Annotated in this window: 17 protein-coding genes and 1 riboswitch; of the genes, 9 read left to right on the top strand and 8 right to left on the bottom strand. The window is 69.8% G+C overall.

Going from position 1 to position 22,029, the window contains the following annotated elements; translation table 11 throughout:
- Positions 1-65 precede the first annotated feature (65 nt).
- Positions 66-5,855 (top strand): pullulanase-type alpha-1,6-glucosidase, encoded by a 5,790-nt coding sequence (gene pulA, locus E3N94_RS01555; protein ID WP_134569654.1) that lies wholly within the window; start codon positions 66-68, stop codon positions 5,853-5,855.
- A gap of 19 nt (positions 5,856-5,874) precedes the next feature.
- Here pulA and E3N94_RS01550 read toward each other — a convergent pair whose 3' ends face one another.
- The 3 genes from E3N94_RS01550 to E3N94_RS01535 all read right to left on the bottom strand — a co-directional run bounded on the left by E3N94_RS01550 (position 5,875) and on the right by E3N94_RS01535 (position 10,534).
- Positions 5,875-8,733: a molybdopterin-dependent oxidoreductase gene (locus E3N94_RS01550; RefSeq protein WP_134569653.1), complete on the bottom strand. Its 2,859-nt coding sequence runs from the start codon at positions 8,731-8,733 to the stop codon at positions 5,875-5,877.
- On the bottom strand, positions 8,730-9,740 hold the full coding sequence (locus tag E3N94_RS01545) for an FAD binding domain-containing protein (protein WP_134419415.1): 1,011 nt from the start codon (positions 9,738-9,740) through the stop codon (positions 8,730-8,732). Before E3N94_RS01545 ends, E3N94_RS01550 begins: the two co-directional genes overlap by 4 nt.
- 338 nt (positions 9,741-10,078) lie before the next feature.
- Positions 10,079-10,534, bottom strand: a complete 456-nt coding sequence (locus E3N94_RS01535; RefSeq protein ID WP_233194132.1) for a MogA/MoaB family molybdenum cofactor biosynthesis protein — start codon at positions 10,532-10,534, stop codon at positions 10,079-10,081.
- Between the two features lie 168 nt (positions 10,535-10,702).
- Between E3N94_RS01535 and E3N94_RS01530 the strand changes: the two genes are divergently transcribed.
- The 7 genes from E3N94_RS01530 to E3N94_RS01500 all read left to right on the top strand — a co-directional run bounded on the left by E3N94_RS01530 (position 10,703) and on the right by E3N94_RS01500 (position 15,921).
- On the top strand, positions 10,703-11,125 hold the full coding sequence (locus E3N94_RS01530) for a TOBE domain-containing protein (RefSeq protein ID WP_104171331.1): 423 nt from the start codon (positions 10,703-10,705) through the stop codon (positions 11,123-11,125).
- Complete coding sequence (modA, locus tag E3N94_RS01525) at positions 11,122-11,916, top strand: molybdate ABC transporter substrate-binding protein (protein ID WP_198416238.1); 795 nt, start codon at positions 11,122-11,124, stop codon at positions 11,914-11,916. Before E3N94_RS01530 ends, modA begins: the two co-directional genes overlap by 4 nt.
- A 7-nt stretch (positions 11,917-11,923) precedes the next feature.
- Entirely contained in the window at positions 11,924-12,742 is an 819-nt protein-coding gene (locus E3N94_RS01520; RefSeq protein ID WP_241972988.1) for an ABC transporter permease, read from the top strand.
- The gene (locus tag E3N94_RS01515; protein WP_134342041.1) at positions 12,739-13,515 is read left to right on the top strand and encodes an ATP-binding cassette domain-containing protein; all 777 of its coding nucleotides are present in this window, start codon (positions 12,739-12,741) and stop codon (positions 13,513-13,515) included. Before E3N94_RS01520 ends, E3N94_RS01515 begins: the two co-directional genes overlap by 4 nt.
- 55 nt (positions 13,516-13,570) lie before the next feature.
- A complete protein-coding gene (locus E3N94_RS01510) occupies positions 13,571-14,887 on the top strand; it encodes a cysteine desulfurase (protein ID WP_134569652.1) in 1,317 nt (438 codons plus the stop codon).
- Entirely contained in the window at positions 14,884-15,447 is a 564-nt protein-coding gene (sufU, locus tag E3N94_RS01505) for a Fe-S cluster assembly sulfur transfer protein SufU (protein ID WP_134401493.1), read from the top strand. Before E3N94_RS01510 ends, sufU begins: the two co-directional genes overlap by 4 nt.
- A 74-nt stretch (positions 15,448-15,521) precedes the next feature.
- Positions 15,522-15,585: riboswitch (guanidine-III (ykkC-III) riboswitch) on the top strand.
- A 12-nt stretch (positions 15,586-15,597) separates the two neighbouring features.
- A complete protein-coding gene (locus E3N94_RS01500; RefSeq protein ID WP_104099376.1) occupies positions 15,598-15,921 on the top strand; it encodes a multidrug efflux SMR transporter in 324 nt (107 codons plus the stop codon).
- Positions 15,922-15,978: 57 nt separating this feature from the next.
- Here E3N94_RS01500 and E3N94_RS01495 read toward each other — a convergent pair whose 3' ends face one another.
- Entirely contained in the window at positions 15,979-17,349 is a 1,371-nt protein-coding gene (locus E3N94_RS01495; RefSeq protein WP_134569651.1) for an HNH endonuclease signature motif containing protein, read from the bottom strand.
- 631 nt (positions 17,350-17,980) lie between these two features.
- Between E3N94_RS01495 and E3N94_RS01490 the strand changes: the two genes are divergently transcribed.
- On the top strand, positions 17,981-18,352 hold the full coding sequence (locus E3N94_RS01490) for a VOC family protein (protein WP_104099374.1): 372 nt from the start codon (positions 17,981-17,983) through the stop codon (positions 18,350-18,352).
- A 195-nt stretch (positions 18,353-18,547) separates the two neighbouring features.
- Here the strand turns inward: E3N94_RS01490 and E3N94_RS01485 are convergent, their stop codons facing one another.
- The 4 genes from E3N94_RS01485 to flgK form a co-directional block, all read right to left on the bottom strand.
- Positions 18,548-19,180, bottom strand: coding sequence for an NUDIX domain-containing protein (locus tag E3N94_RS01485; protein WP_241986049.1), 633 nt, complete (start codon positions 19,178-19,180; stop codon positions 18,548-18,550).
- Positions 19,181-19,256: 76 nt separating this feature from the next.
- Positions 19,257-19,667 carry a flagellar assembly protein FliW gene (locus E3N94_RS01480; protein ID WP_134419410.1) on the bottom strand — a complete coding sequence of 137 codons (411 nt, stop codon included), beginning with the start codon at positions 19,665-19,667 and terminating at the stop codon, positions 19,257-19,259.
- Positions 19,664-20,554, bottom strand: a complete 891-nt coding sequence (gene flgL / locus E3N94_RS01475; protein WP_134569650.1) for a flagellar hook-associated protein FlgL — start codon at positions 20,552-20,554, stop codon at positions 19,664-19,666. The genes E3N94_RS01480 and flgL overlap by 4 nt, the downstream gene beginning before the upstream one ends.
- Before the next feature lie 3 nt (positions 20,555-20,557).
- Positions 20,558-22,024 carry a flagellar hook-associated protein FlgK gene (gene flgK / locus E3N94_RS01470; RefSeq protein ID WP_134569649.1) on the bottom strand — a complete coding sequence of 489 codons (1,467 nt, stop codon included), beginning with the start codon at positions 22,022-22,024 and terminating at the stop codon, positions 20,558-20,560.
- Between the last annotated feature and the right edge of the window lie 5 nt (positions 22,025-22,029).

Here is a 22,029-nt window from a genome sequence, read left to right as displayed (position 1 = left end):
GCGACGGAGTAGCGTCACATCTGTTGTTCTCAGCGCCACCGGGCGCGAGACAGGGGGAGTCACTGTTGACGAAACGCACCGCTACACGCCGCCCGGCCATCCGCCGCATTGTGGCCACGATCGGAGCCGGCGCGATCGTTCTCTCCGGTCTCGCCTTCTCCGAGGTGTCCGCGGCCGCCGCCACCCCGACGGTCGCCCTGGTCGGCAGCCTGCAGAGCGAGTTGGGCTGCACGGAGGACTGGCAGCCGGCCTGCGAGTCCACCGAGCTGGCCCCGACGGGCGTCGACGGGGTCTGGTCCGCCGAGTTCACGGTGCCGGCCGGCAGCTACGACTACAAGGTCGCCCTCAACGACGCGTGGGACGAGACCTACGGGCTGGACGGTGGCGCCGACAACATCCCGCTGACCATCGCCGGTGAAAGCCGAATGAGCTTCACCTTCGACCTCGGCCGGAAGCGCGTCGGCCTCGAGGTACTCTCCCTGGCCGGTGCCTACTCCGCGGAGGACGAGGCCGTGGCGGCCGCGCCCATCCGCCAGCCCGGCAGCGACGAGCAGTTCTACTTCGTGATGACCGACCGGTTCAAGGACGCCGACCCGGCCAACAACACCGCCGGCCTCGGCGACGACCCACTGGTATCCGGCTACGACCCCGCGAACAAGGGCTTCTACAACGGCGGCGACCTCGCCGGGCTCCGTTCCCAGCTCGACTACATCGAGGGTCTCGGCACGAGCGCCCTCTGGCTCACGCCGTCCTTCAAGAACCGGGCCGTGCAGGGCGAGGGCGCGAACGCGTCCGCGGGCTACCACGGCTACTGGATCACCGACTTCACCCAGATCGACCCGCACCTCGGCACCAACGCCGAGCTCAAGGCGCTCATCGACGACGCGCACGCCCGCGGCATCAAGGTGTACTTCGACATCATCACCAACCACACCGCCGACGTCATCGACAACGAGGAGAAGCAGTACTCCTACATCGACAAGGCGACGTCGCCCTACACGACCGCGGCCGGCGAGCCCTTCGACCCGGCCGACTACGCGGGGACCGACGAATTCCCGACCCTCGACGGGACATCCTTCCCCTACACGCCGTTCGTCGCGGCCGCCGACGCCACGGCCAAGGTGCCGGCCTGGCTGAACGACCCGACGCTTTACCACAACCGGGGAGATTCGACCTTCGAGGGTGAGAGCAACCTCGACGGCGACTTCTCCGGCCTCGACGACCTGATGACCGAGAACCCGGCCGTCGTGAACGGCTTCGTCGACGTGTACACGGACTGGGTCGACCTCGGTATCGACGGCTTCCGCATCGACACGGTCAAGCACGTCAACCTGGAGTTCTGGGACACGTGGTCCACGCAGGTGCTCGACTACGCGCACGCCGCGGGCAAGCCCGACTTCTTCATGTTCGGTGAGGTCTACGACGCGGATGCCGCGAAGACGTCCCCGTACGTGCGCAAGACCGACCTCAACTCGGTGCTCGACTTCGGATTCCAGTCGCAGGCGACCAGCTTCGCCGCCGGCAACTCCGCGAAGGGGCTCAGCCAGCTGTTCGCCTCCGACGACCTCTACACGACTCCCGACTCCAACGCCTCCGCGCTGCCGACCTTCCTCGGCAACCACGACATGGGCCGGATCGGCTACTTCCTGAAGAACACCGATGACCCGCTTGCCCGCGACGTGCTCGCCCACGAGCTCATGTTCCTGACCCGCGGCCAGCCGGTGGTCTACTACGGCGACGAGCAGGGTTTCATGGGCGCGGGCGGCGACAAGGACGCCCGCCAGTCGCAGTTCGCCAGCCAGGTGCCCGAGTACGCGAACCAGCCGCTGATCACCGGCGAGACCGCCGGTTCGATCGACCGGTTCGGGACGGATGCGCCGCTCTACAGTCGGATCGCTGAGCTCTCCGCGCTGCGGAGCGACCACCCGGCCCTCGCGACGGGCGCCCAGATCGAGCGCTACGCCGACACCGGGGCCGGCGTCTACGCGTTCAGCCGGGTCGACCGCACGGAGAAGATCGAACACCTCGTCGCCGTCAACAACTCGGCCGCGGCGAAAACCGTGACGATCCCCACCCTCACCACGGGTGCGTCCTACTCGGTGCTGTTCGGCGACACCGCTTCCGCGGTATCCGGCGACACCGGGGATCTGGCCGTCACCGTGCCGGCCCGCGGCTCGGTCGTGCTCGTGGCCGACCGACCCGTCAGCGCTCCGGCCGCGGCCGCCGCGATCACGGTCGCCGCCCCGGCAGCCGGAGCCGGCGTCACCGGCGTCTCACCCGTCGGGGCCACCGTCGACGACGGGACCTGGCAGGAGACCGGCTTCGCCTGGCGGGTCGTGGGTGACACTGCGTGGACCAGCCTCGGCACCGCCGAAGACACCACTCCGCGGGTCTTCCACGACACCGCCGGCCTCGCCACGGGCACCCTGGTCGAATACCGCGCCGTCTCCACGGATGCCGCCGGCCAGCGGGCCGCCGCGTCCAGCTTCGCCTCCGTGGGCAACACGGTTTCGCTCGCCGATACCGGCACGCCCGACGCCGCGATCGACCTGGTCACGGTGGCCGGTAGTCACAACTCCGAGATGGGTTGTGCCGGGGACTGGCAGCCCGGCTGTGAGGCCGCGAAACTGACCCTCCGGGCCGACGGCATCTACGCCGGCACCTTCGACCTTCCGGCCGGCGACTACGAGTACAAGATCGCCGTCAACGGCTCCTGGGACCTCAACTACGGTTCCGGCGGGGTTCCCGGCGGCGACAACGTGAGCTACACGACCGACGGCGGCCCGGTCACGTTCTACTTCGACCCGCGCAACAACTTCTTTCAGGGCACGGCCGAGGGCGATATCGTCGTCGCGGCCGGTTCCTTCCAGGAGGAGGCCGGTTGCCCCGGAGACTGGAAATCGGACTGCCTCGCAACCTGGCTGCAGGACGTGGACGGCGACGGCATCCTCACCCTGAGTTCGAACACCCTGCCGACCGGCTCGTACGAGGCGAAGGTCGCGCACAACCTCGGCTGGGACGAGAACTATGGCGCCGACGGCGTGCCGAACGGAGCGAACCTGTCGTTCACGGCCACCGAGGGCAAGGAAACCCTGTTCAGCTACGACCTCGCCGCCCACGTGCTCACGATCACGGTGACCGACCCGCCGCTGGCCGGCACCGGAGCGCAGCGCGCGCACTGGGTGAGCGAGAAGACCCTCGCCTGGCCGCGTGACCTGCTGCCCGCGAATGCCGACCCGGCCGCGCTCGGTTACACGCTGCACTCCTCGTCGTCCGCCGACCTGGCGGTCGTCGACGGAGCGGTGACCGGCGGTGACACGGTCGCCCTCGAGTACGACCCGGCCGGTCTCTCCGACGCGGAGAAAGCGCGTTTCCCGGCCCTCGCCGGGTCCGTGGCCCTGCGCCCGGTCGGTGTGGACCGGGTGGAGCTGGAACGGCTGCTGACCACCCAGCTGGCGGTGGCCCAGTCCGGCACCGACACCGGCACCGACACCGACGACACCACAGGCATCCTCACCGCGTTCACGGGCGTGCAACTGCCCGGCGTGCTCGACGACCTCTACGCGGATGCCGCAGCGGACCGGACGCTCGGCGTCACCTGGTCCAAGAAGCGGCCCACGATCGCGGTCTGGGCTCCCACGGCGCAGAACGTCGACGCGCTCGTCTGGACGGCGGGCGACACGGCCGACCCGGAGCGCATCGCGTTGACGCGCCAGGATGACGGCACGTGGACCGCGACCGGCGCCAAGAACTGGACCGGCGCATCCTTCGTCTTCGAGGTCACGGTGTTCGCGCCGACGACGGGGAAGATCGAGGTGAACCAGGTCACCGACCCGTACTCGGTCGCCCTGACGCAGAACTCCACCCGGTCGGTGCTCATCGACCTGGCCGATAAGGCTTACCGCCCCAAGGCGTGGGAGAAAGCGAAGGCGCCGGTCATCGAGAAGGCCGTGGACCGGTCGATCTACGAACTGCACGTGCGCGACTTCTCGATCTCCGACGACACCGTGCCGGAAGAGCTCCGCGGCACCTACGGCGCGTTCGGGGTCGACAGCGCGGGAACCCGGCATCTGTCCGAGCTGGCGGCTGCCGGGCTCAACACCGTGCACCTGCTGCCGACCTTCGACATCGCCACGATCCAGGAAGACCGCGCCCTCCAGGCCGTTCCGGCCTGCGACCTGGCCTCCTTCGGACCGGCCTCGCCGGGCCAGCAGGCGTGCATCCAGGCGATCAGGGACCAGGACGGCTTCAACTGGGGCTACGACCCGTTCCACTTCTCGGCGCCGGAGGGGTCCTACGCGGTGAACGCCCACGGCGGCGCCCGGGTGGCCGAGTTCCGCGGCATGGTGGGGGCCCTGCACGAGGACGGCCTGCAGGTCGTACTCGACGAGGTGTTCAACCACACCGCGCAGAGCGGCCAGGGGGAGAAATCGGTGCTCGACCAGGTCGTGCCCGGTTACTACCACCGTCTCAACCCGCAAGGCTCCGTCGAGACCTCCACCTGCTGCCAGAACATCGCCACCGAGCACGAACTGGCCCAGAAGCTCATGGTCGACTCCGTCGTGCTCTGGGCGAAGGAGTACCGCGTGGACGGGTTCCGGTTCGACCTGATGGGCCACCACTCGAAGGCCAACCTGCTGGCCGTGCGGGATGCCCTCGACGCGCTCACCCTGAAAAAGGACGGCGTGAACGGCCAGGCGATCTACCTCTACGGTGAGGGCTGGAACTTCGGCGAGGTCGCGAACAACGCCCTGTTCGAGCAGGCGACGCAGGGCCAGCTGGGCGGAACCGGCATCGGCACGTTCAACGACCGGCTGCGCGACGCGGTGCATGGCGGCAGCCCCGTCGACGGCAGCACCGTGCAGCAGCAGGGCTTCGGCACCGGGCTCGGCACCGATCCCAACGGCGTGGCGATCAACGGCACCCCCGAGCAGGCGCTCGCCCGGCTCGGGCAGGCCAGCGACCTGGTGCGGCTCGGCCTGGCCGCGAACCTGCGCGACTTCAGCTTCGTCACCAGCGACGGCACGGTGAAGCGCGGCGACGAACTCGACTACAACGGGTCGCCGGCCGGGTATGCGGACCAGCCGGACGAGGTGATCAACTACGTCGACGCGCACGACAACGAGACGCTCTACGACCTGCTCGCCCTCAAGCTGCCGGCCGACACCGGGATGAGTGACCGGGTGCGCATGAACACCCTGTCTCTTGCCACCGCGACCCTGTCGCAGGCGCCATCGCTCTGGCACGCCGGAACCGACCTGCTGCGCTCGAAGTCGCTCGACCGCGACAGCTACAACTCGGGCGACTGGTTCAACCGCATCGACTGGACCGGCCAGACGAGCAACTTCGGCGTCGGTCTGCCGTCAGCGGCCGCCAACGAGGACAAGTGGGCCATCATGCGCCCGCTGCTCGAGGACCCGGCCCTCAAGCCGACGCCGGACGACATCAGCTTCGCGTCGGCCCAGGCCCAGGACCTGCTGCGCCTCAAGCAGTCGACCGAACTGTTCCGGCTCGGCGATGCGAAGCTGATCAACCAGAAGCTGACCTTCCCGGCCAGCGGACCGGACGCCACCCCCGGCGTCATCGCGATGAGCGTCGACGACACGGTGGGAGGCGACGTCGACAAGAAACTGGACGGCCTGCTGGTGCTCTTCAACGCCAGCCCCGAACCTCAGACGGTTCTGCTCAGCGAGTTGGCCGGGCGCGGCTACGCCCTCAGCGGCATCCAGGCCGCCGGGACGGATGCGCTCGTCAAGTCGACGACCTGGGACGCGGCGACCGGCACGGTAACGGTTCCCGCCCGCACGGTCGCGGTGCTCGTCGACGCGCAGGAGCGGACGGCGAAGAAGCGGTAACCCGCGGATCGCACCCCGTTCAGGAGCGAACGGGGTGCAGCAGCCGCCAGATCCGGTCGCGCGACATCGGCAGTTCGGTGGGACGGATGCCGATGGCGTCGCGCACCGCGTTCGCCAGGGCGGGTGCCACCGGGTTGTAGGGCGACTCGCTCATCGACTTCGCCCCGAACGGGCCGAGCACGTCGCTCGTGTCCGCGAAGTACACCTCGGTCACGGGCAGGTCGGCGAGCTGCGGGATGTGGTAATTCCGCAGCACGCTCGTGGTCACGGTGCCCGCCCCGTCGAGGATGACCTCCTCGTAGAGCGCGGTGCCGATCGCCTGCGCGACCCCACCCTCGATCTGGCCGCGGCACTGCTCCGGGTTCATCACGACCCCGGCATCCGCCGCCTGGATCGACTGCAGAATGCGCACCTCGCCGGTCTGCGTGTTCACGGCCACCCGGAACGCGTGCACGTTGAACGCCACCGAGCGGCGGGCGCCGTCTTCGGCGCCGACACCGCGGAGAGCGGAGGCCCCGGGCACGGATGCCCCGGTTACGGATGCCTGCCCGGCCAGTTCGGCCAGCGTCACGAACACCGCTCCGCTGCGCAGCCCGTCGGGTTCCAGGGTCCAGGCGGCGGCGGGGATCTCCGGGTGCCTCTCCGTGGCGGCGGACCGCAGCGTGTCGGCCAGGTCGTTCGCCGCCGCGAGCACGGCCTTGCCGGCGATGACGACGCCCGCGGAGCCGAACGCGCCGGTGTCGTAGCCGATGGCATCCGTGTCGGACTGCAGGATCTCGATCCGGTCGGGAGTCGTGTGCAGGGCCGTGGCGGCGAGCTGCGCGTGCACCGTGGTGGTGCCGTTGCCGAACTCGGCCGTGCCGACGCGGACGGTGTAGCGGGTGGGGGATTCGAGGACCGCGTTTTCGAGGGTGACCGAGGCCTGCGCGTAGTGCCCGCGCGGCGGGGTGGTCGCAATCATGGCGGTGGCCATGCCCTCGCCGGTCTTCCAGTGCTCGCCGAGCGGCACGGTGGCGCCGTTGCCGCGGGCCAGGGCCGTCTGGGCCAGGTCGAAGCACTGGTCGAGTCCGTAGCTGCCGAAGATGAGGTCCTCGCCCTCCACGTGGGTGACCACGAGCGGGTCGTTCGGGCCGACCGAGTTTCGCCGGCGCAGGTCGAACGGGTTGATGCCGACGGTGCGGGCGAGCTCGTCGAGTGCGGACTCGACGCCGAAGATCACCTGGCCGAGGCCGTAGCCGCGGAAGGCGCCCGAGGGGAGATTGTTCGTGTAGACGCTTCGGGCATCCACCCGCTTGTTGGGCACCCGATAGAGGCTGACCGACTCGGAGCTGCCGTGGAACATCACCCCGGGGCCGTGGTTGCCATAGGCGCCGGTGTCGGCGAGCACACCCAGCTTCAGTGCGGTGAGGCGGCCGGCGTCGTCGGCGCCGAGGGTGACGTCGATGCGCATGGGGTGACGGGCCGGGGAGAGGGTGAACTCGTCGGAACGGCTGAACTCGTATTGCACGGGGCGCCCGGTCTTCAGCACCGCGAGCGCGACGATGTCCTCGGTCAAAATTTCCTGCTTGCCGCCGAAGCCGCCGCCGACCCGGGCTGTGAACACGCGCAGCCGCCCCGGGTCGAGGGCGAACAGGCGGCAGATCTCGCGGTGCACCAGGAACGGCACCTGGGAACTGGTGCGCAGGATGAGCCGGTCGCCGCCTGCCGATGCGTCTGCCGTGCCGGGCTCCAGCCAGCCGATGGTGGCGTGCGTCTCCAAATGGGTATGCGCCACCCGTTGGGTCTGCCAGGTTCCGCTCACGCTGTGGGCGGCGCCGGCCAGGCCGGCCGCGATGTCGCCGTATTCGCCGTGCAGCTCGGCCACCAGGTTGCGGGTCGGGTCGGCCAGCCGGCTCGCGGTGGCGTCCTTGTCGCCGTGCACCAGGGGAGCGCCGGGCAGGAGAGCGGCGTGCGGGTCGAAGACGGCCGGGAGCGTCTCGTAGTCGATCTCGATCAGGCGGCAGGCGGCCTCGGCGATGGCGAGGGTGTCGGCGACGACGGCCGCGACGCGCTGGCCGCGGAACCGCACGACCGAATCGAGCACGAGGGTGTCGTCGGGGTCGTCGAGGCGGTCCTCGTGCCGGGCGGTGGAGAACAGGGTAGCTGGGGAGTCGGCGTGGGTAAGCACGGCGTGCACCCCGGGCAGGGCCGCGGCTGCCTCGGTTTGGATTGAACGGATGCGCGCGTGCGCCTGCGTGCTCTGCAGCACGCTGAGGTGCAGGAGGCCGGGCACCGTGACGTCGAGGGTGTACGGCTCCTGCCCGCTGACCACGCGTTCGCTGGCCGGGGCCGCCAGGGAGGTGCCGACCGTGCCGGGGCGCGGTCCGGTCTGGACGACCGGGCCCAGGCCGGTGCGTGCCGGTGCGTCGGTGCGACAGGAGCTGTCTGACCTGGCTGAGCCGTTGACGGGGGTGTGGCTGCCGCGGATGGCGTCCTCGATGGCGCGGTAGCCGGTACAGCGGCACAGGTTGCCCTTGAGCAGGCGGGGGAGGTCGTCAAGGTCGGTCTCGGTCAGGGCGGACGCGGTCACGATCATGCCGGCGGTGCAGAACCCGCATTGGAACCCGGCGGCGTCGACGAAGCGCTGCTGGATCGGGGCCAGATCACCGGGCAGGCCGAGCCCGGCCACGGTCGTGACCTCTGTGCCCTCGGCCCGGAACGCCGGGTAGATGCAGGAGTGCACCGGAGTGCCGTCGACCAGCACGGAGCAGGCGCCGCAGTCGCCGGTGTCGCAGCCCTTCTTGACTTCGAAGTGCTCCTGGTCGCGGATGAAGGAGCGCAGGCACTGCCCGGGGGCAGGGGAGGCGTCGACGGGTTCGCCGTTGATCTGGAATCTCATGAGCGGTCTCCGTTCCGGGGTGCCGCCTGGTCTCGCGCGGCCGGTTCGGGTTCTTGTCTCGGTTCGGGCTGCTGTTCCAGCTCTGCTCGGATCTCCTCGCCGAGCACGCCGCTCACGGCGCGGCGCCAGTCGGCGGCGCCGTGAGCATCCGTGAACCAGCAGTCGATGGCGGCGATGTCCTGGGCGAGTGTGCCCGCGTCGGGCAGGGAATCGTAGCGCAGTTGCACCGGACGCACAGTGCCGGCGGTGACGGTGAGCACGAAGCGGCCGGTGCCGTCGCTGGCGTCGCGGGCGGTCGTGTCGTCGCTGTCGGAGAGGTCGGCGCGGTCGAGCCGGCCGATCAGCACGGCGCCGGAGCGGCCGAGTGGGGAGAGGGCGATCTTGCGGTATGCGGTGCGGGCCGCCAGCGAAGAGGTCGGCACGTGGATGGACCGCAGCACATCGCCGGTGCGGAGCGCGTTGGTGGTGTTGCCGGTGACGAAGGACGCTGCGGGCATCCGTTCGTCGCTGCCGTCACGACGCCAGATCAGCACCTCCGCGTCGAGGGCGGCAGCCAGGCTGGTCATCGGGCCGGCCGGCAGGGAGGCGCAGAGGTTGCCGCCGACGGTGGCGACGTTCCAGATCTTGAATGAGCCGTAGAGGGCGGTGCAGCACTGGTAGATCAGCGGATGCGCGGTCCAGCCGGGTGCGGCCGCCAGCCGGGAGAGTTCGGCGATGGTGCAGGTGGCGGCGATGACGAGGCAGGGGGTGGTGCCGGTGGCGCGCTCGCCGGTGTGGGCATCCGTGCCGGTGGCGGCACCTGGGCCGGTGTCCGGGGTGCCGGCATCCGTCGTCAGGGTCAGAGCGGGCCAGCCCAGGGTCTGCAGGTCGACCAGCCCGGTGAGGTGCGTCTGCGGGTCGGCGAACAGGTCGGAGCCGCCCGCGAGCGGGGCCACCTGGGCGTCGAGGAGCGCGAGATCGCCCCGGTGACGGGCGGGGGTGATCGTGAGCACGGTGTTGAGGTCCATCGTTTCCCTCACTCGACCGCTCGGGTGCAGGTCGACACCCTGAATTATCCACTCGCCCGTGTCGCCCCGCGAGTCGACGCGCTCGCTCGCGGCATCCTCACGGCGAGCCACCCTGTTTTCGCGCAGGGCACGGGTGCGCGGAAGGGCGGGGGCGAACCAATTCGACGGAGATTTTGAGCCAAAAGCGGATTTTAGGCGTGTTTTGTGCCGATTTGACCAGAATCTCCGTCGAATTCGTTCGGGCCGGAGCCAGTGGGGCTAGTGGAGCCAGAGGGGTTAGTGGGGCTAGTGGAGCCACAGGGTTAGTGGAGCCAGAGGGGCCAGTGGGGCCAGCCCAGCTAGTGGTCCACACCGTGGAGCTGGTCGAGGATGTGGTCGAGCACGTCGGCGAGGAGACCCAGTCCATCCTTCACGCCGTTGGGGGAGCCGGGGAGGTTGATCACCAGGGTGCGCCCGCGGGCGATCCCGGCGTGACCGCGCGAGATGACGGCCAGAGGGGTGGATGCGGCGCCGCGGCGGCGGAATTCCTCCATCAGCCCGGGGAGCAGCCGGTCGAGGTGCGGGAGGGTCTGCTCGGGGGTGAGGTCGTGGGGGCTGACGCCCGTGCCGCCCGTGGTGATCACAAGGTCGATGCCAGCGTCGAGGGCCTCGATCAGTGCAGCGCCGACCGGGGCGCCGTCGGGCACGACGCGGCGCTCGCCGAGCGTGAAGCCGCGCTCTCGCAGCCAGGCATCGAGGACGGGGCCGGTGCGGTCCGGGTAGACCCCGGCTGCGGCGCGGGTGGAGGCGACAATGACCTGCGCGCGGCGCGGTGCGCGCGGTGCGCGTGGTTCGGTGGGTTCGGACGGAGTCGACGGAAGGTTCGCTGTGGCGGTCACGCGCTCCATCCTGCCCCACTGCGGCAGCCGCGTTCACGCACCTCCCGGTGTCTATTCCGCAGATGCGGTAATAAGATGCTCAATATGTCTCAGATACGGATTAAAGAAGCCGCCGGATACCTCGGGGTCAGCGACGACACCCTGCGGCGCTGGATCGACAATGGGGCGCTCGCCGCGAGCACCGACGACGCCGGACGCATGGTCGTCGACGGATCCGACCTGGCCCATCTGGCCCGGGAGACCGCGCTGGCCCGAGAGGACGCGCTGTCGCCCGCGGATCCGTCCACGACGGCGAGCTCGGCCCGCAACCGTTTCGTCGGGCTGGTCACCCGCGTGGTGAGCGATCCGGTGATGAGCCAGGTCGAGCTGCAGTGCGGCCCCCACCGGGTGGTGTCCCTGATGAGCACCGAGGCCGTGCGTGACCTCGGCCTGGTGCCGGGGTCGGTGGCCGTGGCCGTGGTCAAGGCCACCACCGTGATCGTCGAAACCCCGAAGGGCCAGTCGTGACCCTATTGTGGAGCGTGCGCGTCGCGGTCGGGCTGGCGGCGGCATCCGTCGTGCTGGCCGGCTGCGCAGGAACGGCCGGAGCCTCGTCGGGGGCGACCGGGGCGTCTACGGAGCAGGGCGAGACGCTCACCGTGTTCGCCGCGGCATCCCTCACCGAGACCTTCACCGAGCTGGCCGACCGGTTCGAGGCCGTCCATCCCGGCGTAACGGTCGCGCTCAACTTCGGGGGATCGGCCGACCTCGTTACCCAGATCCGGGAGGGCGCCCCTGCCGATGTTTTCGCGGCGGCGGACGCCAGGACCATGGCCAAGCTCAGCGGCGACGGCCTCCTCGACGGCGTCCCGGTGGTCTTCGCCACCAACACCCTCATGATCGCCGTGCCCGCCGACAACCCGGCCGGCATCGATTCCTTCGCCGACCTCGCCGCGCCGAATGTGGACGTAGTGGTCTGCGCGCCGCAGGTGCCGTGCGGCACCGCGCTGCCGGCCCTCGAGGCGGCGGCCGGCGTCCGGCTCGCGCCGGTGAGCGAAGAGAACGCCGTCACCGGCGTGCTCGGCAAGGTCACATCGGGCGACGCGGATGCCGGGCTCGTCTATGTGACCGACGTCACCTCCGCCGGCGACGCGGTTCTCGGCATCCCGGTGCCGGAGGCAGATCAGGCCGTGAATGAATACCCGATCGCCGTCGTGGCGGGCAGTGAGCAGGCGCTGCTCGGGGCAGCCTTCACCCGGTTCGTGACCGGAGCGACCGGTCAGACCGTGCTCGGGGCGGCCGGTTTTGGCGCGCCGTGAGGTGGTGGTGAGTCGCTCCGACTCCCACACCGGCCCCCACGACGGCCGGGTCACCCTCGGCGTGCCCCGCTGGACCCTCCTCGTGGCTGCCCTCGGCGTCCTGTTCATCGTGCTGCCGATCGTGGGCATGACCCTGCGCGTTGACTGGTCCCGGTTCGGTGCGCTCGTGACCTCCGAAGCGGCGGTCGCGGCGCTGCTGCTCAGCCTGCGCACCGCCATGATGAGCACCGTGCTCTGCCTGCTGTTCGGCGTGCCGATGGCTCTCGGCCTGGCCCGCAGCCGGTTTCCCGGACAACGCCTCGTGCGCGCCGTCGTTCTGCTGCCGCTCGTGCTGCCGCCCGTTGTGGGCGGTATCGCCCTGCTGTCGACCTTCGGGCGCCGCGGCCTGCTCGGCGAGACTTTCGAGGTGCTCGGCATCCAGATCGCGTTCTCGACCACCGCCGTCGTGCTCGCGCAGACCTTCGTGGCGCTGCCGTTCCTGGTGCTGAGCGTGGAGGCGACCCTGCGGGCCTCCGGCGCGCGCTTCGAGGCGGTCGCCGCCACGCTCGGCGCCACCCCCGGCACGGTCTTCCGGCGGGTGACGCTACCGCTGGTGCTGCCCGGTCTGCTCTCCGGCGCGGTGCTCGCGTTCGCGCGCGCGCTCGGTGAGTTCGGGGCGACCCTCACGTTCGCCGGCAGCCTGCAGGGGGTCACCCGCACGCTGCCGCTCGAGATCTACCTACAGCGGGAAACGGATGCGGATGCGGCCGTCGCCCTGGCTCTCCTCCTCGTGGCCGTCGCCCTGATCGTGATGGTCGCCACCCACCGGCCGCGCGGACTCTCGTGACCTTCGAACTGGCCGCCGTGATGCGCCGGCGCGGACTGGAGGTCGCCTTCACCGTGTCGCCGGGCGAGACGGTGGCGCTGCTCGGCTCCAACGGGGCCGGCAAGTCCACCATCGTCGAGCTCTGCGCGGGTCTGCTGCGGCCCGATTCGGGTCGGGCCACCCTCGACGGGCAGGTCTTCTTCGATCTGGCGGCCGGCGGTGCAGACCGTGCCGGCGGTGCAGACCGTGCCGATGGTAGGCGGCCGGGCATCTTCACACCGCCGCACGCCCGACGCACGGTGCTGCTCGCCCAGGAGCCGCTGCTCTTCCCGCACCTGAACGTGCGCGACAATGTGGCGTTCGGGCCGCGCAGCGCGGGGGAATCCCGGGCTGCGTCACGACTTCTCGCCGACGAGTGGCTCGCCGCCGCCGAGGTGTCCGACTTCGCCGACCGGCGGCCCGGGATGCTGTCCGGCGGCCAGGCCCAGCGGGTCGCGGTGGCCCGGGCTCTCGCGGCCAGTCCGCGGCTGCTGCTGCTCGACGAGCCCATGACCGCGCTGGATGTGGCGGCGGTGCCCGCCCAGCGCCAGTTGCTGCACCGGGTACTGCTCGATCGGTCCGTCATCCTGGTCACCCACGACCCGCTCGACGCCCTCGCGCTGGCCGACCGGGTGATTGTGCTGCAGGGCGGGCGCATCATCGAGGAGGGGCCGACCCGTTCGGTGTTCGCGCACCCGCAGGCCGAGTTCACCCGGGCCCTGACGTTCGGGCTCGACCTGTCTGCCTCGCCGTGATACCCCTGTCAGAGTTCGGTGTGCATTGCCCGGGGGAGGGAATACGCTGGATGATATGACGTCTTCCGCTTCACCGTCCACCCGTGCGATGGCTCGCCCGCTGACGGACGAGGAAGTCGACCGCATCCGCAACGACTTCCCGATCCTCGATCAACTGGTCAATGGGCATCCGCTCAATTACCTCGACTCGGGCGCTACCTCGCAGAACCCGCTCAGCGTCATGGAGGCCGAGCAGGAGTTCTACGAGCAGCGTAATGCAGCCGTGCACCGCGGGGCCCACACGCTCGCGTTCGGAGCCACCGAGACGTTCGAGGCAGCCCGGGCGACCGTGGCCGCGTTCATCGGGGCGAAGGCCGACGAGATCGTCTGGACGTCGAACGCGACCGAGGGCATCAACCTCGTCGCCTACGCCTTTTCCAACGCGTCGCTCGGCCTCGGCGGCCCCGCGGCGACACGATTCTCACTCGGCGCCGGCGACGAGATCGTCGTCACCGAGATGGAGCACCACGCCAACCTGATTCCGTGGCAGCAGCTCGCGTTGCGTACTGGCGCGACCCTGCGGTTCATCCCGGTTCTAGATGACGGCACGCTCGACCTGGCCGCGGCGGCGGGAGTCATCGGAGCCCGCACCCGCCTGCTCGCGCTCACGCACGCCTCCAACGTGGTGGGCACGATCAACCCGGTCGCCGAGCTCGTAGCTCTGTCCCGCTCGGTGGGCGCGCTGGTGCTGCTGGACGCCTGCCAGTCGGTGCCGCATCTTCCTGTGGATGTCGCCGCCCTCGACGTGGACTTCGCCGTCTTCTCCGGGCACAAGATGCTCGGCCCGACCGGCATCGGTGTGCTCTACGGCAAGGCCGAGCTGCTCGCGGGCATGCCGCCGTTCCTCACCGGCGGATCCATGATCACCACCGTGGACATGCACACCGCCGAGTTCCTCGCCCCGCCGCAGCGGTTCGAGGCCGGTACCCAGCGCATCTCCCAGGCGATCGCCCTGGCCGCCGCGGTGGAGTACCTGACCGAGACCGGGATGGAACGCATCGCCGCGCGCGAGGCCGAAATGGGGCAGCGCCTCGTGGCTGGGCTCGTCGGCATCCCCGGGGTGCGTCTGCTCGGGCCGCCGGCCGGAGTCGACCGCATTGGTCTGGCCAGTTTCGACCTGGCCGGGGTGCACGCCCACGATGTCGGTCAGTACCTCGACGAGGCCGGTATCGCGGTGCGCGTCGGGCACCATTGCGCCCAGCCGCTGCACCGCCGGCTCGGCGTGACCGCGTCGACGCGGGCGAGCACCTACCTGTACACGACCACCGACGAGGTGGACCGGTTCCTGGCGACCCTGGCCGAGGTTGCCCCGTTCTTCGGAGTGAAGTCATGACCCAAAGTGCCATGCAGCAGCTCTACCAGCAGATCATCCTCGACCACGCCAAGTCCCGGAACGGTGCCTCGGCGGAGGGGCTGCCACCGCTCGAGGCAGCCGGGACTGCTGCCGGTGCTTCTCTTGGCGCTGCTTCTCCTGCCGGTGCGGGTTCCGGGTCGCGCGTGACGGAGTCGCACCAGGTGAACACGACCTGCGGGGACGAGGTAACCGTGCGCATCGGCCTGCGTGCCGGTGAATCCGGCGGCTCGCCCGCGTCGGCCGGCGAGCCTGCCGACGATGTCGTGATCGAGGAGTTCGCCTGGGCCGGCGACGGATGCTCGATTTCGATGGCCTCGGCATCCGTGCTGCACGACATCGTGCGGGGCGAGAACGTCGCCACCGCGCGGGCCGTGCTGAATACCTTCCGCGAGATGCTGCGCTCGCGCGGCACGATCGAGCCCGACGAGGAGGTGCTCGGTGACGCTGCCGCCTTCGCCGGCGTCTCCCGCTACCCGGCCCGCGTCAAGTGCGCGATGCTGCCGTGGGTGGCGTTCGAGGCGGCTCTGCTCGCGGGGTAGGGCTCGTGTAGGGCTTGTGTAGGGCTTGTGTAGGTCTGCGCAGGGATCGCGCAGGCTCGGAGGCTAGGGTGGTCGGAGGCCGCGCGACGCGGCTCCGGACGACGGTTCAGTACCCGGCACGCGACAAGACTGGCCACGGGAGCTGTTGTCATGTCGTGGATCATCCTTATTGTGTCCGGGGTTCTGGAAGCCGTTTGGGCCACGGCGCTCGGTAAGTCGGACGGGTTCACCCGACTGTGGCCATCCGTCGTGTTCGCGGTGGCACTCGTGCTCAGCATGGGCGGGCTGGCCTTTGCCATGCGGGACATCTCGACCGGGACCGCGTATGCCGTCTGGGTCGGGATCGGCGCGGCGCTCACCGTGCTCTACGCCATGGTCTTCGGCGCCGAGCCGGCCTCCCTGCTGAAGATTGTGCTCATCCTCGGCCTGGTGGGGTGCGTCGTCGGGTTGAAATTCGTCGACGCCGCGCACTGAGTCGGTCGCTGAGCGCGTCCGACGCTGCGAGCATCAGGGCATCAAAACGGTGGAACATCAGAACGGTGGCGGCTCGTCCGCTTCGGGTGGCCGAGACCTCGCGTCAGATGAAGGCCTCGGCGGCGGATGCGGCCCCGGCTTCGGTCGACGCTCCGGCGCACGGATGATCGTGGCCGGCTCACTGATGAACGTGCGCCCGGTCGGCGATGTCCACTTCAGCGTGCCGTCCGACAGGTGCATGTAGGTCCACCGGGTCTCTGACTTCAGCGCATGGTCGGCCGGACACAGATGCGCCAGGTTGCCGTGCTCCGTCAGCCCGTCGAACTGCCAGTCGAGGGTGTGGTCGATGTCGCACTGTGTCGCCGCCCGGCGGCAGCCCGGCCACCGGCAGGTTTCGTCTCGCACCCGGAGGTACCGTCGCAGTTCCTTCGGCACCTTGTAGCGGGTGCGCCCGACCGAGAGCACCACTCCCGTCTCCGGGTGGATCAGGACTCGGATGAAGCCGGGTGCCCGAGCCGCGATCTCGCGTGCGGTGTCGGGGGCGATCGGTCCGTATCCCTCGAGGTGCCCGGGTTCCTCGGAGTGGCCGAGGAGCGTCATCACCGGGACGGTCACGTGCACCGAGCCCCGGATTCCCTTGCCCACCCCGGAGGCGGTGACCCCGTCGAGGATGAGGTCTTCGAAGACGTCCGCCCGCAGCTGCGTCAACGCGCGGGTCTCGTTCGGGCCCTGCAGGCTCATCCCCATCACGGTGAGGCGGTCGTACCCGGCCTTCACCTTCTCCGCCGAGTCGAACCAGTACAGCGACGCCATCCCGTCGGGCTCCGGCTCGAAGACCACTTTGCGGTCGGCCACCGATTTCTGGTGCCGGGCTGTGATCGACTCCGGGTGCTGCCGTTCCCGCATGACGCGTGCCTTGTACTTCAGGTTGGCCACGGTCAGGTGCGGAGCGGATTTCAACAGCGCCTCTTCGAACCCGGCCAGTGCCTCGGCGGGGAGTGACCAGGCCTGGTTCATGATCGCCTGCGCGTGCCGGTACGTGATCGACCCGTCCTGCAGCGCGGCCCGGGTGGCGGGCAGCTCATTCATCAGGGTCTGGCTTTCGGCGATCAGGGTCTCGGTCGAGCGCACCGGCAGCCGCAGGGTGCACGCCAGCTCGGTGACGAACTCCCGTTTGGCGACCATGGCGGCATCCCACCGGGCACGAGGCACCCCGGCCGTGACCCCGGATATGGCCGGAGGACCTTCCCGAGCCTTGTCTTTGGCTGCCTGGACCGCGTCCAGGGCCAGTACCTCGGCGAACCGGCGGGCCTGATCGACCTGCTCGGCCAGGCGGGCGTCGACCCGGGCGGACTCCGCCTGCGTCTCCCGGATCGCATCGAAGTGACGACCCAGGCGTTCTAGCTGCTCACGGTAGGAGGGCTTCATGAGTCACACGTTACGGGCGGCCACTGACATTCGTGGGGCCAGATCGGCACCCGTCAGTACCCTGTGGATAACCTGATCGCACCCGTATTGTGGAGGAGTAGAGCAATGCGCCCAGGGCCCGCTGCGGGCATCCGCTACTGGGCCGGCGGCACGCATCCGTTGTCACGTAAACGCGGAGATTTCTGGCAAAACACCGGTTGTGGTCGCCGGTTGCCCGGCGTGTCGCGAGAATCTCCGCGGTCAGCGAATTCGACCGCGACGGATGCCCCGGCGAACCTCTGGAGGTCGACGCACCGGGTCTCGACAAGCTCGACCACCGGGCCGACCACCGGGCCGACCACCGGGGCTGGCCACCGAAAACGGCTCTTCACTCGGGCGGGCCTTCGGCGTATGTTTGAGGTGGAAAAAGCGAAAAGTCAACGCCCGCCGGGGTGGTCAACCTACCCCTGCTGGGCGAGGAGTTCCGGCCACGATTCGCGCTCACCGCTTCACCGACAGTCGGCTCTCCGCCTCGGAAGCACGCCCTGATCGACATCCAGTGCGGCGCGGGATGCCCGATACGCGGCGGCTTCAACGTCTACCCCTCCACACGCGCCACGAATCACCTGCACCACCAAGGAGGCGTTTCACAATGATGAAAGAACTGCACACCGTGTTACCGGCGGCGGACCTCAAACGAGCCCAGTCGTTCTACCACGACGCGCTTGTCCTCGACCCCGACGAAACCAACGAGGGAGTCCTCGTGTATCACGTCGGGTCGGGATCGGTCTTCGAGATCTACGAGACCAGTAACGCCGGCACGGCCCAGAACGCCCAGATGGGCTGGATCACGGATGACCTCGACACCGAGATGAGCACGCTCCGCGAACGCGGAGTCGTCTTCGAGGAATTCGACATCCCCGGCATGAAGACGGTGAACGGGGTCGTCACGGCCGAAGACATAAAATCGGCCTGGTTCCGCGACACCGAAGGCAACTTCATCTGCATCTCGCAGACGATCTAGCCACCCCAGTCACCCCATTCACCGATCCCGGGCGGCGCGGAGGCGCCGCCCGGTCCCTCGCTTGGCCGTCATGCTCGGCGCGTGCTCGGCGCGTACTCAGTGCGTGCCCGGCGCATGCTCGGCGCGTGCCCGGTGCGTGCTCGGCGCGTGCTCGGCGCGTGCTCGGCGCGTGCCCGGTGCGTGCTCGGCGCGTACTCAGTGCGCGCCCAGCCGGTGTGCCAACTCGCGAAGCACCACGGCCAGGCGGTCGCCGAAACCCTGCGGGACCTGCTGCGGCAGGGCATCCGTCGGCCACCAGGCGACGTCTTCGCTCTCGTGGCTCGTCACGGGCATCGCATCGGCCCGTGCGACAGCCGCGAAACCGATGTCCCAGTGCGTGGTGCAGAGCCCGAACCGCGAACTGAGCGCGTGCCGGTGCACGTCGACCGGCAACGGGTCGCCGGTCCCGGCGACGAGTCGGCCGTCGAGAGGACTGAGTTCGGCGATGCCGCCCTCTTCGCGGGCCTCGCGCAGGGCGGCCGCGGCCACGGAGAGGTCGGATGCCTCGATGTGCCCGCCGAGTTGCACCCAGAACCGGCCCTTTTTATGGAAGCAGAGCAGCACGCGACTCAGGTCCGGAGTGAAGACGAAGCAACTCGCGGTCAGATGCTCGGCGCCGCCGTCGCGGTCGAGCGCAGAACCGCGGCCCGCCCGCACGAAGTCGATATATTCGCTTCGCAACCGGGCCTGGGCCGGGTCGACCGGCATCCAGCCGGCCAGGAGCGTCTCAACGTCGAGTGCTGCGGGGAGGTGGTGTGCGCCGGAATGCAGATCGATGCCCTGGGTCATATCCGAAGGCTATCCGCCGGGCGACACCCAGCGGTGCAGCCACTCGGTCGTCAAGCCGGCAGGGTGAGCCGTCCGCTCAGGCCGAGCGGGCGCCCAGCTCGGCGCGGAGCGGCCAGTCCTGGCCATCGAGGATGATCTGCGCCGAGCGACCGGTGGCGGCATTGACGACGATCGGCGCCATCAGGTTCACGGTCGTTCCGTCCTCGCCGGGGTTCGTCACCACAAGCAGCAGCGCGTCATCCGGCCCGGTCAGGCCGAGCGATGCCGCGTGCTCGTCGCTGATCACGGGGGAGTAGTCGGGCAAGTAGACGGATGCGTCGAGCACGAACAGACGGGTTCGCTGGTCCGCTGCGGACTGCAGCGAGAACAGGCCGTCGGCGCCGGGAATCTCGGTCAGGCTGAACTCGGTCAGCGGGTCCAGCCCGGGCGGCGGGGACACGAAGCTCAGGGCGGCGGTCACGGTGCCGGCGGTCGAAACGGCGCTCATCGGAGGAAGTCCATCAGCGTCGGCTGGAGCACCCGGGCGGTGACCGACAGGGCCGCCTGGTAGGTGACCTCCTGCAGTTTCAGGTCGAGGATGGCCTGGCCGAGGTCGACATCCTCGATTCCGGCCCGCTGGGCCTCGAGATTTCCCTTGTGCTGCACGAGTGCTTCCCCGGCTTTCTGGATCTGGGCCTGACGCACACCGACATCGGTCTGCGCCGTGAGCACGGTCTTCATTGCCAAGTCTATGGCTGTGAGGTGGGCACCCACGTTCGTGCCGGTGCGCAAGTCGTCGGCGATGGTGCCGATCAGAGCAAAAATCGAATTCGTAGCCGTGCCGAAGATGGCGGCGCCGTCGGCGTCGACCCTCACGGTGGTGTCCGCGCCGATGCGGCGGTCGACGCTCGCGGTCGCGGTGCCCGTGAAGGTGAAGTCGGGGTCGTCCCGGAAGGCGAGCCCGGCATCCGAATTTCCGGCGAAGACGCTGCGGCCCAGGTAGTCGGCGTTCGCCTGCGCGAGCAGGTTCTGGGTGAGGCCGTCGAGGCGGGCCGCGATGGCCTCCTTCGCGGCGGGGGAGAGAGCGCCGTCGTTGGCACCCTGCACGGTCAGGTCGCGCACCTGGTTCAGCAGGTTCGTGGCCTCGGCCAGTGCCATGCTGGCGGTGGTGAGCCAGCCGTCGCCGTTGTCGGCGTTGCGGGCGTACTGCGTGACCGCGCGCTGCTCGGTGCGCACGGTGAGGGAATCGGCTGCCCGAGCGGGGTCGTCGGAGGGGCGGGCGATGGCCTTGAGCGTGGTGGCCTGCTCCTGCAACTGCGCCATCCGGGCGAGGTTGGCCTGCAGATTGGTCTGCGCGGAGCGCATCTGGGTCTGGGAGGTGACGCGGGCGATCATGGGTTACCTTCCCACCAATCCGGTGCGATTGATCAGGGTGTCGAGCATTTCGTCCACGGCGGTCAGCACCCGGGCGGCGCCCTGGTACGCGTGCTGGAACATAAGCAGGTTGACGTTTTCCTCGTCGAGATCGACGGAGGAGTTCGACAGCTGAGCGCCCACCGCGGCGGTCGAGGTGAGGTCGGCGAGGGATGCCTGGCGCAGCGCGTTCTTCGTGGTCACGGCCAGCGAGGTGACAATGTTCGACCAGTCGGTGCTGGGGGACCGCACCGGGTTTCCCGCGGCGTCCACGACCGTGCCGGCGCCGAGCTGGGCGATCCTGTCGGCGATGGAGCCGTCGAGGGCGCCGTTCGCGGTGAGCCCGGTTGAGAGCTCGGCGGCGTTCGTCGGCAGGACGGACAGGCCGAGCGCGGCCGGTCCCGTGCCCGCCGAGCCGAAGAAGGGGCCGGGGCGGGTCGAGTTGTCGCCGGTGGAATAGATCGCGTTGACCTTCGCGGCCAGGCCCGTGGCGAAGGAGTTGTACGCCGCGGCGGCTTCGGCGAGGGCGCCGCCGGTGCCGGCGGCATCCGTTTTCGTGAGCAGGGAGAGCGCGCCGGCGAGCTCGCCGCCGTCGACGGGGATCGCGCCGGTGCGGTCGGCCCACTCCACGCGCACGGGCCCGGCGGTGCCGACCGGGTCGGTGAGGCCGTTCGGACCGTCGAGGGTGCGGGCACCGAGCGCAACGAGTGGGCGGGCGGTGTCGCCGGTGACCAGCGCGTTGCCGCCCACGAGCACGTCGACGGTGCCGTCGGGGCGGTTGACGACGGTGCCGCCGGTGAGGGCGGCCAGGGTCGTGGTGAGACCGCTGCGCTGGTCGATCAGCTCGTTGGCGTTTCCGCCGCCAGCAATCGACTGACGGATGCGCGCGTTCAGCTCGGCCACCTGGGCGGCCGCGCCGTTGATCTCGGCGACCATGGTGTCCACGCTTCCGCGTTCCGACGACCACTTCGCGGCGACCGCCTGGTACCCCTGCCTGATCTGGGTGGTGACGGCGCCGGCCTGGCCCAGCAGCACCCCGGCGGGCGCGGTCTCACCGGCGGCGTTGGCCACGTCGTGCCAGCCGGCCCAGAACTCCTGCAGCTGGGCGGAGAGCCCGTTCTCGCCGGGCTCCTTCAGCGAGGCCTCGACGGCGCTCAACGCGTTCGCCCGCACCGCGGAGTAGCCGGCGACCGCGGCGGTGCCGCGCACCTGGGCGTCCAGCGACGCGCTGCCGAGGCGGGCGATTCCGTCGAGGCTGACACCCTGGCCGGGGCGCACCCCGGAATTCATCAGGCCCACACGGGTCGACGCGTCTACCGCGGAGGTCGTCACCCGCTGCCGGGTGTACCCCTCCGTGTTCGCGTTGGCGATGTTCTGGCCCACGACGTCGAGACCCTGCCGGGCGGCGACCAGGCCGGTGTAGGCGGTGTTGAGTCCTCCGAAGGTGCTCATCGCGG

Origin of the sequence: Cryobacterium sp. Sr3, from assembly GCF_004402835.1 — a bacterium.
Taxonomy (GTDB): domain Bacteria; phylum Actinomycetota; class Actinomycetes; order Actinomycetales; family Microbacteriaceae; genus Cryobacterium; species Cryobacterium sandaracinum.
The sequence above is the reverse complement of the archived record's forward strand: the minus strand, read 5'-3'. Positions and strand labels throughout refer to the sequence as shown.

Bases quoted from the DNA above. Each gene is read 5' to 3' on its own strand.
- E3N94_RS01485 (WP_241986049.1), bottom strand. From the start codon at position 19,180: ATGACCCAGGGCATCGATCTGCATTCCGGCGCACACCACCTCCCCGCA.
- E3N94_RS01545 (WP_134419415.1), bottom strand. From the start codon at position 9,740: ATGGACCTCAACACCGTGCTCACGATCACCCCCGCCCGTCACCGGGGC.
- E3N94_RS01490 (WP_104099374.1), top strand. From the start codon at position 17,981: ATGATGAAAGAACTGCACACCGTGTTACCGGCGGCGGACCTCAAACGA.
- E3N94_RS01500 (WP_104099376.1), top strand. From the start codon at position 15,598: ATGTCGTGGATCATCCTTATTGTGTCCGGGGTTCTGGAAGCCGTTTGG.
- flgK (WP_134569649.1), bottom strand. From the start codon at position 22,024: ATGAGCACCTTCGGAGGACTCAACACCGCCTACACCGGCCTGGTCGCC.
- E3N94_RS01550 (WP_134569653.1), bottom strand. From the start codon at position 8,733: ATGAGATTCCAGATCAACGGCGAACCCGTCGACGCCTCCCCTGCCCCC.
- E3N94_RS01495 (WP_134569651.1), bottom strand. From the start codon at position 17,349: ATGAAGCCCTCCTACCGTGAGCAGCTAGAACGCCTGGGTCGTCACTTC.
- E3N94_RS01510 (WP_134569652.1), top strand. From the start codon at position 13,571: ATGACGTCTTCCGCTTCACCGTCCACCCGTGCGATGGCTCGCCCGCTG.
- E3N94_RS01530 (WP_104171331.1), top strand. From the start codon at position 10,703: ATGTCTCAGATACGGATTAAAGAAGCCGCCGGATACCTCGGGGTCAGC.
- sufU (WP_134401493.1), top strand. From the start codon at position 14,884: ATGACCCAAAGTGCCATGCAGCAGCTCTACCAGCAGATCATCCTCGAC.
- E3N94_RS01480 (WP_134419410.1), bottom strand. From the start codon at position 19,667: ATGAGCGCCGTTTCGACCGCCGGCACCGTGACCGCCGCCCTGAGCTTC.
- flgL (WP_134569650.1), bottom strand. From the start codon at position 20,554: ATGATCGCCCGCGTCACCTCCCAGACCCAGATGCGCTCCGCGCAGACC.